General features: G+C 33.8%; 12 protein-coding genes. 11 read left to right on the top strand and 1 reads right to left on the bottom strand.

All coding sequences use genetic code 11. The features are described from left to right. Window positions 1-85: 85 nt before the first annotated feature. Window positions 86-787 carry a TVP38/TMEM64 family protein gene (locus tag C7958_RS04265; protein ID WP_111571437.1) on the top strand — a complete coding sequence of 234 codons (702 nt, stop codon included), beginning with the start codon at window positions 86-88 and terminating at the stop codon, window positions 785-787. A 133-nt stretch (window positions 788-920) separates the two neighbouring features. Next, window positions 921-1304, top strand: a complete 384-nt coding sequence (gene gloA, locus C7958_RS04260) for a lactoylglutathione lyase (protein WP_111571436.1) — start codon at window positions 921-923, stop codon at window positions 1302-1304. 82 nt (window positions 1305-1386) lie between these two features. Here the strand turns inward: gloA and C7958_RS15880 are convergent, their stop codons facing one another. Further along, window positions 1387-1509: a hypothetical protein gene (locus C7958_RS15880; RefSeq protein WP_258394129.1), complete on the bottom strand. Its 123-nt coding sequence runs from the start codon at window positions 1507-1509 to the stop codon at window positions 1387-1389. Window positions 1510-1935: 426 nt separating this feature from the next. Here C7958_RS15880 and C7958_RS04255 point away from each other — a divergent pair, with 426 nt between their 5' ends. The 9 genes from C7958_RS04255 to mutM all read left to right on the top strand — a co-directional run bounded on the left by C7958_RS04255 (window position 1936) and on the right by mutM (window position 16405). After that, the gene (locus tag C7958_RS04255; protein ID WP_111571435.1) at window positions 1936-2706 is read left to right on the top strand and encodes a DUF368 domain-containing protein; all 771 of its coding nucleotides are present in this window, start codon (window positions 1936-1938) and stop codon (window positions 2704-2706) included. A 16-nt stretch (window positions 2707-2722) separates the two neighbouring features. Beyond that, window positions 2723-5323, top strand: coding sequence for a PD-(D/E)XK nuclease family protein (locus C7958_RS04250; protein ID WP_111571434.1), 2601 nt, complete (start codon window positions 2723-2725; stop codon window positions 5321-5323). Next, entirely contained in the window at window positions 5307-8459 is a 3153-nt protein-coding gene (locus C7958_RS04245; RefSeq protein ID WP_111571433.1) for a UvrD-helicase domain-containing protein, read from the top strand. The genes C7958_RS04250 and C7958_RS04245 overlap by 17 nt, the downstream gene beginning before the upstream one ends. 100 nt (window positions 8460-8559) lie before the next feature. Next, window positions 8560-9300, top strand: a complete 741-nt coding sequence (gene gpmA, locus C7958_RS04240; RefSeq protein ID WP_111571432.1) for a 2,3-diphosphoglycerate-dependent phosphoglycerate mutase — start codon at window positions 8560-8562, stop codon at window positions 9298-9300. A gap of 203 nt (window positions 9301-9503) precedes the next feature. Then, on the top strand, window positions 9504-10646 hold the full coding sequence (locus C7958_RS04235) for a S1C family serine protease (protein ID WP_111571431.1): 1143 nt from the start codon (window positions 9504-9506) through the stop codon (window positions 10644-10646). A 148-nt stretch (window positions 10647-10794) separates the two neighbouring features. Next, window positions 10795-11484: a response regulator transcription factor gene (locus tag C7958_RS04230; RefSeq protein WP_111571430.1), complete on the top strand. Its 690-nt coding sequence runs from the start codon at window positions 10795-10797 to the stop codon at window positions 11482-11484. Beyond that, window positions 11477-12883 (top strand): sensor histidine kinase, encoded by a 1407-nt coding sequence (locus C7958_RS04225; protein WP_111571429.1) that lies wholly within the window; start codon window positions 11477-11479, stop codon window positions 12881-12883. Before C7958_RS04230 ends, C7958_RS04225 begins: the two co-directional genes overlap by 8 nt. A gap of 56 nt (window positions 12884-12939) precedes the next feature. Beyond that, window positions 12940-15582 (top strand): DNA polymerase I, encoded by a 2643-nt coding sequence (gene polA / locus C7958_RS04220; protein WP_111571428.1) that lies wholly within the window; start codon window positions 12940-12942, stop codon window positions 15580-15582. Next, window positions 15575-16405, top strand: coding sequence for a bifunctional DNA-formamidopyrimidine glycosylase/DNA-(apurinic or apyrimidinic site) lyase (mutM, locus tag C7958_RS04215; protein ID WP_111571427.1), 831 nt, complete (start codon window positions 15575-15577; stop codon window positions 16403-16405). Before polA ends, mutM begins: the two co-directional genes overlap by 8 nt. Window positions 16406-16417: the final 12 nt, after the last annotated feature.

Below are 16417 nucleotides of genomic sequence, written 5' to 3'. Positions count from 1 at the left end.
AAAGCAGTATATAATTGTAACTGTAATCAGTTTGTGAAAATATTATTATATTGTGGAATTATAAAAATTTAAGGAGGAATTATTTATGGCAAGTGAAGCAGCAGCCGCTAAAAAAAGTAACTGGCTGAAGATTATTATTTTTGTTGCAGTAATTGTGGCTGTAGTAATTGCAGTAAGACAATTGGGATATATGAAATATTTACAGAGCCCACAGCTCTTAAAAGAAGCAATTGATGATTTAGGTTTTTGGGGACCTGTAGTATTTATTTTTTTATGGATAGCATCTGCGGTGTTTTTCTTACCTGGAGCAGCTTTAGGTATCGTTGGGGGTATTTTATTTGGACCTCTGCTTGGTACTTTTTATACTGCTCTGGGGTCTACAATTGGTGCAGTAGCTGCATTTTTAGCTGGTAAGTATGTGGCAAGAGATTTGGTTAAAGGATTGGTCGAAAAAAATCCTAAATTAAAAAAGATTGATGAGGGGGTAAAAAAGGAAGGCTGGCGTTTTGTAATGTTAACCAGACTTGTTCCAGTTTTTCCATATAATGCCCAGAACTATGTTTACGCTATGACCGCTATTAAATTACCTGTTTATGCATTAACTACTTTTATTTTTATGCTGCCCGGATGTTTTGCATTTTCCTTTGCAGGTGGCGCAGTATCAGCGGGTGGTAGTCCAACTAAGATTATTGCTTATCTAGCAGTTGCCGGTGTATCTTTATTTGCAATTTCTTTAATTCCTAAATATTTAAAGAAAAAACATGGAGATGTTTTAGAAGAAGATTAATTAAATATTGTTTAAGTTAAGAGACTCCTCCTTTTCATAAGCCGGGGAGTTTTTTATTTGCAATTCAACTGACAAATCTTTATAATTAATATCAGAATAAATATTATTAAAATTAAAGGAGCGGTGATAATAAATGCAAAACTATGATTTTGTTCATTCCTGTATTCGGGTAATGGATCTAGAAAAGTCAGTCGAATTTTACGAAGATGCTTTAAATTTAAAAGAAAGTAATCGCAAGGATTTTCCAGAAGCTGAGTTTACTTTAGTTTATTTGACAGATCAGAATGAGAATTTTGAGCTGGAGTTAACTTATAACTATGATCGAGAAGAACCATACACAATTGGTAATGGCTACAGTCATATTGCAGTTAAAGTAGACGATCTGCAAAAATCATATCAGCGCCATAAAGAAGCCGGTTATAAAGTCGGAGATCTAAAAAGTCTGAGCGAAGGTTCTTCTGGCTATTATTTCATAACAGATCCGGATGGCTATAGAACAGAGGTTATTGCGAGATAATATCAGGTCGGGAACCTGAATTAAATTTACAGATGGATTATCAAAAAAGCTCAACTGCTGGCAGCAAATCCAGTTGTTGAGCCTAGTTTTTTATTTTTTTATCTACAATTTCTTTAAATTCTTCTAATTCGTTTAAAGTTTTTTCAGACTCAGCTTTTTGATATAGATAATTCCAGTCGATATCTTCATAATTTAAATAAATCATACCAACAATCCATTCCTGATCAGCATACTCTTTCCAGAACTTGTATCAATTTAGTCTATCAATAATAATATCTTCAATTCCAATAATATAAGCTTTTAAACCATCAATTTCGATTTCATTCACTTTACCATAATTGCCTGCAAGATCTGAGCCTGGAATTTCCAGAGCAAAATCAAGCTGATCATAGATCCAGTATTTGCCCTCCCTTTTAAACCCTAATTCCTTCTCTGGATAACATAACTGGAAAACTAAAAACTGCTTATCCTGATTGCGGCTGCGATTAGTTTTTGATTTTTCTTTTTTTAACTCATCTCTAAGTTCTAAGATATCAATTCTCGGATATTCGCCAGCAATAAAAAGAAGGTAAAAAAGAGCTAATCTTGAATATATAATATAGAGAAATTAGAGAGAGAAAGGAAGATTTATTTGCGACGAAAAAATATATATTTAGCTTTATTTTTAAAATCGATTCCAATTGGGCTGGCCAATACTCTACCGGGAGTAAGTGGTGGAACAATTGCCTTAGTTTTAAATATTTATGAGACTTTAATAAATGCGATTAAAGATATTAAAATTAAGAAACTTGCATTTATTGGACTGGGAGCTGTGCTGGGAGTTTTTATTGGCTCAGCTGTAATCACAGATCTTTATGCCGGAAGTCCTTTACTGGTCAATTATTTTTTGTTTGGTCTGGTTGTGACTTCAGCTCATTCTACTTATAAAAAAATAGGAAGTATTAGTTTTGTCAAATTACTTTTTATGGTTTTAGCTTTCGCCCTGGCCCTGTTTTTCTCCCGTGAAATACAGCTGGGTTTTGTTAATGCTCAGGGATTAATGCTCTTTTTTATAGCAGGTTTCTTTGGCAGCATTGCCATGATCTTACCGGGAATCAGTGGAGGAACCCTGTTAATTTTAATGGGAGTTTATCATCCCATATTAGCAGCGGTTAATAATTTAGAGATCTTAACTTTAATTGTTTTTGCCCTCGGTATGGGAGCCGGCCTTTTGGTATTTGCCTGGCTTTTTTCCTATCTCTTAAAAAAACATCAGGCAAAGATTATGGTAATTCTTACAGGCCTAATTCTTGGTTCAGCGGCAGCAGTTTTCCCGGCTCAGCTTGAAATCACAGGTTTACTAGCTTTTGCTGCAGGATCAATTTTGATAATAATTTTAGAGATTATCGGTAAAAATACTTAAATAAGGATGAATCATTGTGGACTTTAAATATTATGAGTATGATCAGGATCTATTTAAAGAAATTATCGGTCAGGAAGCTGAGATCTATCTTTTTAAAAATTATCAGGACTTAAAAGAGGCAGTCAGGGTATATCAACCGGAGCTGCTGCAGAAACAGAGTTTATTTTTAACTGTCAAGGAATTTAAAGACCGGCTTTTTAGCAGTGATCAGATTGTAATTAAAGAAGAAAAGTTACCCTTAATTTTGTTTTCAGTCCTGACTGCTAAAGAGAAGTCAGAACTCAGGCTGGACAGTTATCAGGATATCTATCAATTTTCTCAGCGCTTTTTTGACTATTTTAAATTAAAGCAGAATTACAGGCTGTCAAGTTTTAATGAACTTGCAGATTGGCAGCAGGAACGAGTGCAGAGATTAAACAAAATCAAAGCCAGATATCAAAACAAATTAGCTGAACTCGGATATCTAGATCAGCTACTGCTGAAAGAAGAGAAGAATTTAAATACGGAATTTTTAACTGATTACCAAAACATTAATTTTTTTAATATCCTGGATTTCACACCTTATTTTAAAGATTTACTGCAGGAATTGAGTCAGAATTTTAAAGTCAAACTGCATTTACAGTTAAAAAGGGGAGACTTTGACGAAGATAGCTTAGAACTCAAAAAAATAACTCTGCCCGAAATTGATAAAAATAAATTTGAAATTCGAAAAAATAATTCTATTTTAAAGAGTCTGGCTGCAATATTAAATGAGTTAAGTGTAAATGAGGCAGAAACTGAAATAATTGATCCTGCTGATGAAATTGAGACAGCTCATATTTTGAGCCAGAAACTTAATCTGGGCAGATATAAAAGTTTGCAGGAAACTGAAGCTTATATTTTTTTAGAAAGTCTGTATCAGCTTTATCAGCAGGGAAAAAAAGCTTCAAATATTTTAATCGATCTTAAAGAATTGTATTCTTTAACAGGGCAGAAATTATTTAGAAACTGGCTTGAACTGGATGCTAATTCCCTACTTCAGATTAAGGATTTAATTGAAGATGATTATTATTATCTTGATCAGGATTTAATTGAGCAGCAGCTTCCGTCCTTAAGCCAATTATTACTTTTTCTACAGCAAATTAGAAAAATCAAAGATACTGCTGGATTAATTGAATTATTAAGCAATTTGTTTGATTTTTTGCTAAAAGATCAGCCTCAGAAAATAGTAGAAAGATTTAATGATAGTTTACTGGAACTTCAGAGTGTTGAAGAAATGGGAATTGTAACCAGCTGGCAGGATTATTATTCTGACAGGGGGGGCGGATTATTTGCATTGTTTTTAAATCACCTTAAATTTAAAAGTCTGGCTCTTGCTGCAGATGAAGATGCAGTTCAGTTTCTAAGTTTAGATAATACAGCTCAGAAGCAGCACCAAAAATTACTTTTTAACAACTGTATTCAAAAAGAATTTGCTCTTAAAAAAGATGGGCTCTTATTTTTAAGTGAAAAACAGCTTCAGGTTAATGGCCTGCAGCTTAAGCATAAAAAACTTCTTTTAAAAAAATATAATTTTTTGCGACACCTTTTTAGTGCAGATAAAGCAGTGATCTTCACTGTCGAAAATGAAGAACATAATATTTCACCAGCAGTTATCTTAGAAGAACTTATTCTAAAATACGGTTTAAAGTTTAAAGAATCTAGATTAAAAGATCTGAGTGAAAAAGAAATTTTAAATAATTTATTTGATTTCAATAAAAAACCAGAACTTAAAGTTAATAACTCAGCTGCTTTTAATAAAGAAATGCAGCTTGCAAATGATGATTTTGGCAGTTCCTTTAATTTCAGTTATTACAAGTATAAAAACTTAAAAGACTGTTATCATCGTTTTTATCTGGAAGATCTTATCCGGCTGAATACTGAATTAAAAATAACTCCCTATCTTTCTTTGTTGAGCCTGGGAATTTTAACTCATCAGATATTTGGAGAGTTAATTGTTTATGCCAGAAAAGAAAAAATATTGCCATCTCAAGTTCCTGCAGCGGTGCGAGAGAAGATTATTACAAGGGCAATTAAAGCAAATGAGCTTAAAATTGATCAGGACTATTTAAACTATTATTATCAAATAATATATAAAAGTCTGGATTGTTCTTTTATGCGCTTTGCCGGGCTGCTGCAAAAATATCTGCCGCAGGATTACAGTAATATTTTAGTAGAATGGCCGCAGTGGAACAAAGAGCTGCAGAAGTATTTTAAAGCTGGCAGGATAGACTTTTATCTCTCCGGTAGGATTGATCTGCTGTTATTAAGTGAAAATCAATATTTTATTATTGATTTCAAAACCGGGAGTGGGGATTTTAAACAGCTAGATTTTTATTCGCTAATGCTGCGCCAAAATTATGAGGAGCAGCTGCCTGCCGAAAGCCGGAAGGCAATTTATAATGTTTTTGGTGAAGACTTTGAACACTCTTATCATAAAATCGGAAAAGAGGACCAGCTGGGTGCAGAGCTAAAAGAACTTAGTCTGCAGCTGTTTGCGGCCGGAGAATATGAACGGATTTATAAAAGTCGCTGTCAGCGCTGTCCTTACAGAGAAATTTGTAGAGTGGAGGTTAAAGACAATGAAAAAAGTTATTAAAGCCAGTGCAGGTACAGGAAAGACCTATAGATTATCTTTAGAATACCTGGCTGCACTTTTAAAAGATATAGATTTTTCAGAAATTATTGTTATGACCTTTACTAAAAAGGCAACAGCTGAGATTAAAAACAGAATACTTCAACATTTAAGAGCGATTATCACTGATAGTTCTGAGAAAGAAAATATTATTAATTCTTTAAAAAAGATTTATCCAGGGCTGAAAATTGAAAAAGAAAAATTAGCAAAAATCTATCAAAAAATGATTTTAAATGATGAGGATATAAAAATTTACACAATTGATGCCTTTACAAATCAAATTTTTAGTCGGGGAATTGCTCCTTTTTTAGAATTATACAATTATCAGATTATAGATGAAAGCCAGAATGAAGAGATTATAGAAGAACTTTTAAAAATAATTTTAAATAATGAAAAATATTATAAACAACTGCAGGGCTTTTTAGAAGGGAATACTGCCCGGGATTTAGAACCCTATTTAAATTTTATCAAAGAAATAGTAAATAATGCCTGGAAATTTATACTTTTAGAGTCTACAGACAAAGAAAAACTACCCCAGGCTGATATCGTAAAATTATTTGAAGACAGTTATCAGACATTGAAGGAAGTTGCTGAACTGAGAGGAGAAAATTTTTCAGCTTCATATTTTGTCAAGGATGGGCGGCCTTTTTTTGAACAGTACCCGGAGCTTAAAACAGAAGCTAAAAAAAAGGAATTTCTTTATCGAAGGAGAAATTATTTATTGAATGATAGTTACTGGAGCGGGAATAAACTGCGTGCTAAAAAAACAAAAGAACTAAAAACAAAATTAGAGTTTGAGTATGATTTATTTAGAAAAAAACTGGCTGTAGAAGTTTTTAATCAGGAAGTTATTCCAGCTGAAAAAGAAATCATTGATTTTGCTGAACTTGTTTTGTCAATTTACGAAAAGCTTAAATTTAAAAGTGGCAAGTTTACTCATGCTGATCTCAGCAACTATACATTTAAATATTTAAAAAATAAAGAAATTGGGCTAATTGAAGACGGAAAAGCAACTGATTATTTGCTTGATCTATTAGGAGGAGAATATAAAGCTCTATATATTGACGAATTTCAGGACACCAGTGTTCTGCAGTGGAAAATTTTGCAGCCTTTAATTAAAGGAGCAGAGGATTTTATTGCTGTTGGTGATGAAAAACAGTCAATTTACGGCTGGCGTGGAGGAGAAAAAAATCTTTTTGCATCTCTGGCAGAAATTATTGATGCCGAAAGTGAGCGTCTGGAGCGCTGCTATCGCAGTGATCAGAATATAATAAATTTGCTCAATGATTTCTTTTCTGGGGCAGAAGTTGACTGGGAATATCATCCTGTGGAAGCTGATTCTAAGGCTGAGGGTTTAAGCAGTATAGTTTATGGAGGTAGTTCTGCTCATTATAATACTAAGACCAAAAAATTTGCCGGACTGGCAGCAGAAAAGCAGAAAGAAATTGAAAAATTAAATAGTCAAATCAAAGGGGATCTGCCTGCTGAAATAGCAGCAGATATTAAAAAAAGATATGCAGCAGATTATGGTCAGGTGAGTGTGCTGGCCCGAACGGCAAAAGAACTGAATCTAATTGCAGAAAGTCTGGAAGCGGAAGGGGTTCCCTATATTTTAGAAAACAGAAATTCACTTTTAGATGCTCCTCTGCCAGCTGCGTTGTTTAATTTTCTTTATTTTGCAGCTTATAGAGATTTTTATTCACTGCTCAAATTTCTGCGCAGTGATCTGATTAGATTGAGTCAGCAAAAATTAAAATTGATACTCAAAAATAAGAGCGAAATAAAAAAATATTTTAATTCTTCTGAAGCTGAAACTCTTAGCGTTTTCAAAAAGGAAGAAGATTTAAATAGGCTTTTGACTGAAATTAAAAAAACAGTTAACTTAGAGTATCAAGAATTGCTTAATTATTTATACCAAAAAACTGAAGTTATTAATTTAGCAGCAGAAAATAGTTTAACTTTAAAAAACATCTACAGTTTTTTTGAAATCTTAAATTCGTTTTCTTCGCTTAAAAGACTGATTAACTATTTAACTGAATATAGAGATAGTGAAGAATTAAAACAGAATAAAGTGGAAAATAAAGAAGCTGTAACCCTAATGACTATCCATCAATCTAAGGGTCTTTCTCTGCCGGTAGAATATTTTTACTGGAATCCCGGCCGCAGGGGAGGGAATGAAGGTGAAGGAATCAATTTTTATCTGGATTTTGATGATAATTATGATAATCTAAATGAGTATCTTTTCATCAAGAATGAATATTTATCAATTTTAGACTGGTTAGACTATGATTTTAAAGAAAAAAATGAGAAAAAAGAAGAGATGGAAGAGATTAATAATCTTTATGTAGCTTTAAGCAGGGCAGAAAATGATCTTCATCTTTATGTCGAAGCTCCCAGAAAAATCAAACCAGACAGTGATCTAATGTGGTCAGGCAGCAGTTATGACTATTACGAAAAGATGCTTTTAAATGCAGTCGAAGCTGATAATCTGCTGGGACTGCTGCAGTCTGAAATTAGAGGACAGTCAAGAAAAGTAAAAGCTCAAGTACAAGCTAGTGATTATAAATTAGCAGAATTAAATAAATATTTAAAGCAGAAAGCAGATTCATTTGCTGGTCCGGAAGCTGAAGATAAAAAATACAAATTTTTTCAAAAACAGGCTAGTGGTTTAAAGATTTCTGAAACTAAGGTCAAAGGACTGGCACTTCATTACTATCTGGAAAATATTAAATACAATCAGGACTCCGAAAAGGAGTCTGCTCGTAAGCTGCTTAAAAGCAAGTATGGAAATTTGCTGGGAATAGAAAAAATCGAGGCAGTAATTAAAGAAGCAGATCAATTTATAAGTTCTCATTCAGAAATATTTGCTGAAGAATATCAGGTTTTTAATGAATATTTATTAAAAGAAAATACTGAATCAGGGGAAAAGCAGTATCGAATTGATAGGCTGCTGGTGGATCAGCAAAATAGAAAAGTTAAGATTATAGATTATAAAAGTGGTAGTTATCGAGATCCTGCTCAGCTTAAAAAATACCAGGAACTATTAGAGAAAAAACTTGAAGCTGGCTGGGAGATAGAGTCTCAATTTATGGACATTTAAATTTGTAAATTAATTAATATATTTTTTGAACAGTTTTGCCTATAATTATATAAGTATAGAAAAGCTTTGATAACAAACTAAAGATTGAAAGGGTGATTTGATGAAAATTGTACTGGTCAGACACGGAGAGAGTGAATGGAATTTAGCCAACAGGTTTACAGGTTGGACAGATGTTGATTTAAGTGAACAGGGAGTTAAAGAAGCAGAAGAAGCTGGTAGATTATTAAATGAAGAAGGATTTAAATTTGATCTTGCCTATACTTCATATTTAAAAAGAGCAACTAAAACCTTAAATATAATATTAGATATTATGGATTTACACTGGATTCCAGTAATTAAATCCTGGAAATTGAATGAAAGACATTATGGAGCGCTTCAGGGATTAAATAAAGCTGAAACTGCTGAGAAAGAAGGAGCAGAACAGGTGCATATCTGGCGCCGAAGTTTTGCTACGCCACCACCTGAGTTAGATAAAGATGATGATCGTTATCCCGGACACGAAGACAAGTATGCAGAGTTAAGCGAATCAGAGCTGCCAACTGCAGAAAGTCTGAAAATGACAATTGATAGAGTTATGCCCTACTGGGAAAATGAAATTGTACCAGAGATGAAAAAAGGTAAAAAAATAATTATTTCAGCCCACGGCAATAGTTTGAGAGCCCTGGTTAAACACCTTGATGGTATTTCAGATGAAGATATTTCTTCTTTAAATATCCCAACCGGAAGGCCTTTAGTTTATGAATTTGATCTGGAGATGAATGTGAAAGATAAATATTATCTCGGTGATCAGGAAGAAATAGAAAAAGAAATGAAAAAAGTAAAAAATCAGGCAAAAAAATAATTTAATCTAAATCTAATTTTTGCTTAATTATTCTTTAATTTATCTCTGCTATATTATAATTGGAAGCTAAAACAGTAAAGTCAAAACTGAAAACAGATTGAAATTCCTTTTTTAATATTCTTCCCTGCTCTGGATGACAGAGTTTGGAGATAAGATCTGTCTTTGCTGTTTTATTTTAAAATTCATTAAGGATGGTGTTAGTAATGAGAAAAAACAAGTCTTTACTTCAGAAAACATTATTAGCTTTAATTATTATTTCATTAATAGCAGGTTCAGCTCCAGCTGTATTAGCTCAGGATCAGCAGAACCAAAACATTTATCAAACAGATCATTTTGCAGATATTGCAGAAGAAGTAAATGATGGTGTTGTTAAAGTTACCACAACTGTTGAAACCTCAGGTAATCAGCAGCTGCCAGAGATGTTTAATGACCCTTACTTTAGATTCTTTTTTGGAGACCGTTTTCAGACTCCGGAACAACAGCCCCGGGAAAGACAGGGTTTTGGTTCAGGTTTTATAGTTTCTGAAGATGGTTATATTGTAACAAATCAGCATGTGATTAATGATGCAGATAAGATAGAAGTAGAAATTAATGGTATTGAAGAACCTGTTCAGGCAGAAGTAGCCTGGTCTGATTTCAGTCTGGATCTTGCAGTTTTGAAAATTGATACTTCTGATTTAGAAGAGGAATTAACACCTTTAGAAATGGGAGATTCTGAAGCAATCAGACCTGGACAGTGGGCAATCGCTATTGGTAATCCGCTGGGATTTGAGCACACTGTAACAGTAGGTGTAATAAGTGCTACAGGGCGACCAATTCAGATTCCTACTGCAGAGCGACAGGTAAGGACTTATCAAAATTTAATTCAGCTTGATGCAGCAATTAATCCTGGTAATAGTGGAGGTCCTCTGCTCAATAATGATGGTCAGGTAATCGGTATAAATACGGCCGTCTCAAGAGCAGGACAGGGTATTGGGTTTGCAATTCCTGTTAATGAAATTAAAGATATAGTCAACGAATTGGAAAATACAGGTGAGGTAACACGACCCTGGATTGGAATAGCATTCAGCGAAATAACAAGAGATGTTCAGGAATATTTTAACCTGGATAATCGAGAAGGTGTAGTAGTTATTGAAGTTTATGAGAATAGTCCAGCAGAAGAGGCAGGCCTTGAAAACTATGATATAATTAAGGAAGTAGACCAGCAGAAAATCGAGAGCACTTCAGATTTAACTGAAATCATCTCAGAAAAAGAGGTCGGAGATAAAATAATGTTTAAGGTTATTAGAAATGGAAATACAGAAGTACTCTTTGGTAGAATCGGTGATAAGCCAAATGATCTTTAAATAATAAGGATAATATTAAGAATCCGGGCTTTACTGGCCCGGTTTTTCTTTTTGAGTTATCGGGTAGAGACTTTAGTTATTAGAAATTATAAATTAGTATGTCTTTAATTTTAGCTTGATAATTGATATAATAAGAGGGGTGAGTAAAGTGGACAAAAAAATACTTCTGATCGAAGATGATGCTCAAATTGCAAGATTTGTGGAATTAGAACTTGAACATGAAGGTTATCAGGTTGAAAAATTTGATAATGGATATGATGGAATTAATACTTTAAAAGCTAATGATTTTGATCTATTATTATTAGATATAATGCTGCCGGGGCTGAATGGGATTGAAGTCTGCAGTCGAATAAGAGAATTTTCGGATATTCCAATAATTATGCTGACTGCAAAATCTGACCTTGAAGATAAGATAATGGGACTGGATACTGGGGCAGATGACTATTTAACCAAACCTTTTGAAATAGAAGAATTGTTGGCCAGAATAAGAGCCCATTTAAGAAGAGATGAGGGGAATGTTGAAGCAGATAATGTATTAAAAACTGCTGATGTAGAGGTTAATTTAGATGCTCATATTGTCAAAAGAGCGGGAGAAGAAATAGAATTAACTAAAAAAGAGTATGATCTTTTAGTTTACTTAATTAAGAATGAAGGTATTGTTGTCAGTAGAGATAAATTATTAAACAATGTCTGGGGTTATGATTACACTGGAGAAACCAATATTGTAGATGTTTATATCCGTTATTTACGCAGTAAAATTGATGACCCCTATGATCAAAAATTAATACATACAGTCCGTGGTGTTGGTTATGTATTGAGGACAGATAAGAATGTTTGATTTTGTAAATAAGAAAAGTAAGATTTCCTGGAAAATCACAATTCTTTATGCTTTTATGTTTATGATGCTCATTTTTTTAATTAATTTATCAATTTATTTTTTTCTTTCCAGTTTTATTGATGATAATATTAAAAAGAGTATCAATAATACAACTGAGCTTGTGTTATCACAATTTTCGGGGATTGGAGATCCGGTTAATTTTTTTGATACCGATCTTTTACAGCAGATTAGTAGAAGTGAAGAAAATATATTTTTCAGGGTGCTGAATAAAGACGGAAAAGTTCAGGCCCAATCAAAATATTTAGAAGAGATGGATATTCCTATTAGTGCAGAAATAGAAGAATTCCGTTCTGGGACAAAGGTGCTGGCTGTTAAAACTATTCCAATGAATAATTTTGTTTTTTCCCGCGGCTATCTGCAGGTAGTTAGAGATATTACTTTTGAGAAAAACTTCCTCGATTTTTTAATTATAGTCTTAACTATAGCTGCTGGAATCGGAGCTTTGATTTCGGTTTTTTTAGGTTATTTTACCACCAAAAGAATGCTTTCCCCAATCAATAAGGTTACCGAAACAGCTAGAGAAATTAGTTCCAGCGATTTAGGGCGCAGACTTGAAGTTAGTGGACCTGATGATGAACTAAAAAAACTGGCTTTGACATTTAATTCAATGCTTGATCGACTGGAAAAGTCATTTAAAAGGCAGAAACAGTTTGTATCTGATGCTTCTCACGAATTAAGGACACCAATTTCTGTAATTAAAGGTTATGTTGATTTACTTGACCGCTGGGGTAAAGAAAAAAAGGATGTTAGAGACGAAGCGATAGAAGCGATTAAGAAAGAAACAGTTAGTATGAAACAGCTGATGGAGAATTTACTGCTTCTGGCTCGTGGTGATGACAGTGAGTTTAAAAAGGAAGAAGAACTTTTTAATTTTAATAATTTAATCAAAGAAATCATTAAAGAATTTGAATTAATGGAAAAAGAAATAGACTTAGAATTTGCAGAAGAAGCTAAAATTGATTTTTATGGTGATCCGAATTTATTTAAACAGCTGCTGCGAATTTTTCTGGACAATGCGATTAAGTTTACCTCACATAGAGGTAAGATAGAGATTAAAATTGATAAGATTGAAACAGATAAATTTTATTTTTCTATAACAGATAATGGCCCTGGAATTTCCAGTGACGATCTACCATTTGTTTTTGATCGTTTTTATCAGGCTGATAAATCTCGGACAAGAAAAGATAATAAGGGGTCTGGCCTGGGATTAGCTATAGCTAAACAGATTGTTGATAGTTATCAGGGAGATATTGATGTGGAAAGTGAAGCTGGAACAGGAACAAAATTCATCATTATTTTACCTTTAAATGTAGATGAAGATAATAATAGTTATGATTAATAAAAACTACTATATAAATTACTTTAAATAGAAGTTTTAAATGGGAGATGATTTTTTTGTCAAACAAAGAAAATGAGGAGAAAAAAACACTTTTTTTATTAGATGGTCACAGCCTCACACACCGTGCATTTTATGCCTTACCTCTGCTGACAAATGATGACGGAGAATATACAAATGCTGTTTTTGGTTTTGTACGGATGCTCTTTAGTCTAACAGAAGAGTGGAATCCTGATCGAATGATTATTACTTTTGATAAAAAAGCACCTACTTTTAGACATGAAGAATATGAAGATTATAAAGCAGGTAGAAAAAAAATGCCTGAGGAACTTGTTCCTCAAATTCCACTTCTGCAGCAGACGATAGAAAAGTTAAAGATTCCAATGATGGCGAAAGAGGGTTATGAAGCTGATGATTTACTGGGTACTCTTTCTAAAGAAGCAGCAGAAGCAGGTTATAAAGTTTATATTGTTACCGGAGATAGAGATGCCCTGCAGCTGGTTTCAGAAAATGTGAATATTTTGTATACCAGAAAAGGAATTTCTGATTTAGTTAAATTTGACCTGGATAAGGTAATGGAGAAATATGAGCTGCCACCTGAAAAGTTAATAGACCGCAAGGGGTTAATGGGGGATAGTTCTGATAATATTCCGGGAGTTCCTGGTATTGGTAAAAAAACAGCTTTAAAATTGCTAAAAGAATTTGGATCGATGGAAGAAATTTTAGCCAACATAGACAAAGTTTCAGGTAAAAAGAGAAAAGAAAATCTGCGTAAATATACTGAACAGGCTCGAATGAGCTACAGACTGGGGAAAATTAAAAGAGATGTCCCAGTTGATATTGATTTTGATCAGTGCCGACTGGATCTTTATGATGATCAGGAAGCAGCAGAGCAATTTGAAAAACTTGGTTTCACTTCTTTACTTGACCGTTTTGATTTTAAAGAAGAAGCCAATTTTGAGGAGCTTGAAATTAAAAGTTTAAAAGACGAAGATCTGGATGGTTTTAAAGAAAAATCTTTAAAAGCTGGCGAAATTGCTGTGGCTTTAAGATTAAAAAAAGATAGTAAGGCAATTGAAGGGAAGATAGAAGAATTCCTATTTGCTTTAGAAGCTGAAGAGAATATATTTTCATACCGGCCTGAAGATAAAATAAATGCCACTATTAAAGAAATTATGGAGTCGAAAAAGATTGCAAAATTAATGACTGGTGCTAAAGAGGCCTCTCTTGCTTTATTAAATCAGCAAATAGAAGTTTTAAATATTAATTTTGAGCCACTACTTGCTTTTTATTTACTGCAGCCCTCATCTTCACTACCAGAGGTAGAAGAAATTTTCAGCCGGGAATTAACTTTATCTTTTGAGGAGCTAGAAAATGAAAATAAACTGGCAGTTAAAATTTCTAAGTTATTTGAATTAAAAGAGAAACTGATGGCTAAATTAGAAAAGGATAATCTGCTTAAATTATATCAGGAAATTGAATTACCTTTAATTAAGGTTTTAGCCCGGATGGAGTATAATGGAGTTAAGGTTGATAAAGACTGGCTTGCTTCTTTATCAGAAAGGCTTGGTAAACGGCTTGATATAATTACTGAAAAGGCTCATCAACTGGCAGGAGAAGAATTCAATCTAAATTCCCCTAAACAGCTGGGAGAAATTTTATTTGAAAAATTAGGGCTGCCGGTGATTAAAAGAACTAAAACTGGTTATTCTACAAATGCCAGTGTTTTAGAAAAACTGGAAGGTAAACATGAGATTATTCCTTTAATCTCAGAATATAGAGAACTGGCAAAATTAAAATCAACCTATATCGACTCACTACCTCCCTTGATCAACGAAGAAACGGGGAAAATCCATACATCTTTTAATCAGATGGTAACAGCTACCGGAAGGTTGAGCAGTACCGATCCAAACCTGCAGAATATACCGATTCGAACTGAGGAAGGGCGTGAGATCCGCAAAGCCTTTATTCCATCTGCTGAGGATATGGTATTGCTGGCAGTAGATTATTCTCAGATTGAACTGCGGGTTTTTGCTCATTTGAGTGGAGATGAAAAACTGAAAGAAGCATTTAATACCGGTGCAGATATTCACACTGAAACAGCAGCTGAGGTATTTGAAGTTGCTCCAGAAGAAGTATCTCCTAATTTACGCCGGCATGCTAAAGTAATAAATTTTGGTATTGCCTATGGAATGAGTTCTTATGGTTTAAGTCAGGATCTTGATATTTCGGTTGAAGAAGCTCAGGAATATATAGATAAATATTTTGAACGTTTTTCTGGAGTTAAAAAATATATGGATCAGACTATAGAAAAAGTCAAAGAATGCGGTTATGCAGAGACCATGTTTGGCCGCCGCCGCTATATTCCCGAGATTAACAGCAGTAACTATCACCGTCGTTCATTTGCAGAAAGAACTGCGATTAACACCCCGGTTCAGGGTACAGCTGCTGATATAATGAAAAAATCAATGCTTGATGTTTATGATGCTTTAAAAGAAGCAAATCTTGATTTGAATATCTTACTTCAGGTTCATGATGAACTGGTATTTGAGGTTAATAAATCAGATTTAGACCAGGCAGCTAAATTGATCAAGGAAAAAATGGAAAATACAGCAGAGTTGGATGTACCCCTGATAGTTGATCTTCAGATCGGAGAAAACTGGAGAGACAAAGAAGATTATGAGGTGAAAAAGAATGCCTGAACTACCAGAAGTAGAGACTGTAGTTAAGGGGCTGCGTCCTTTAATTACAGATAGAATTGTAACTGCAGTAGAAATTAGAGAAAAGAATATGATTGCCTATCCCGAGGATGATATTCAGGCTTTTAAAAATTCTTTAATTGGCTCAAAAATTGAGGCAATTAACCGTCGTGGTAAATATATAATTATTGAACTTAATACAGATAAAAACATGGTTATTCACCTGCGGATGACCGGAAAACTGCTGGTTAAAGAGGTTAAAGAATTCCGGGATAAACATACTCATGTTATTTTTAGTCTCAATGACGGGCAGGAAATTCGCTTTAATAATATTCGTAAATTTGGGCGTGTTTATCTGATAGATAAAAATCATCCCGAGCAGGCTGGCGGACTGGCTGACTTAGGTCCCGAGCCTTTAAGTGATGATCTGACTGTAGAGGATTTCAAAAAACTTTTTGAGAAGAGAAGAGCTTTAATGAAATCTCTACTTTTAAATCAGCATTTTGTGGCTGGGATCGGTAATATTTATGCAGATGAAATTCTTTTCCGCTCTCAAATCAGACCTGACAGGACTGCTGATACTATAACTGAGTCCGAAAAAGAAGCTGTCTTTCTTAATATGCGGGAGATACTTAAAAAAGGAATAATTTATGGAGGCACCAGTTTTAGTGATTATGTTAATGCCTTTGGCGAAAAAGGTTCATTTCAGGAAGAACTCAGAGTTCACCAGCGTGAGGGAGAAAAATGCCTGGAATGTGAAAGTATAATAGAAAAAATTAAAGTAAGTGGACGCTCAACTTATTTTTGTCCTCAATGTCAAAAATAGAAATAAAGAAAG

Source organism: Halanaerobium saccharolyticum (genome assembly GCF_003259895.1).
Taxonomy (GTDB): Bacteria; Bacillota; Halanaerobiia; order Halanaerobiales; family Halanaerobiaceae; genus Halanaerobium; species Halanaerobium saccharolyticum_A.
The sequence above is the reverse complement of the archived record's forward strand: the minus strand, read 5'-3'. Positions and strand labels throughout refer to the sequence as shown.

What these genes read in the sequence shown, in the direction of transcription:
- C7958_RS04265 (WP_111571437.1), top strand. Translation starts at nt 86, where the DNA reads ATGGCAAGTGAAGCAGCAGCCGCTAAAAAAAGTAACTGGCTGAAGATT.
- gloA (WP_111571436.1), top strand. Translation starts at nt 921, where the DNA reads ATGCAAAACTATGATTTTGTTCATTCCTGTATTCGGGTAATGGATCTA.
- C7958_RS15880 (WP_258394129.1), bottom strand. Translation starts at nt 1,509, where the DNA reads ATGATTTATTTAAATTATGAAGATATCGACTGGAATTATCTATATCAA.
- C7958_RS04245 (WP_111571433.1), top strand. Translation starts at nt 5,307, where the DNA reads ATGAAAAAAGTTATTAAAGCCAGTGCAGGTACAGGAAAGACCTATAGA.
- gpmA (WP_111571432.1), top strand. Translation starts at nt 8,560, where the DNA reads ATGAAAATTGTACTGGTCAGACACGGAGAGAGTGAATGGAATTTAGCC.
- C7958_RS04235 (WP_111571431.1), top strand. Translation starts at nt 9,504, where the DNA reads ATGAGAAAAAACAAGTCTTTACTTCAGAAAACATTATTAGCTTTAATT.
- C7958_RS04225 (WP_111571429.1), top strand. Translation starts at nt 11,477, where the DNA reads ATGTTTGATTTTGTAAATAAGAAAAGTAAGATTTCCTGGAAAATCACA.
- mutM (WP_111571427.1), top strand. Translation starts at nt 15,575, where the DNA reads ATGCCTGAACTACCAGAAGTAGAGACTGTAGTTAAGGGGCTGCGTCCT.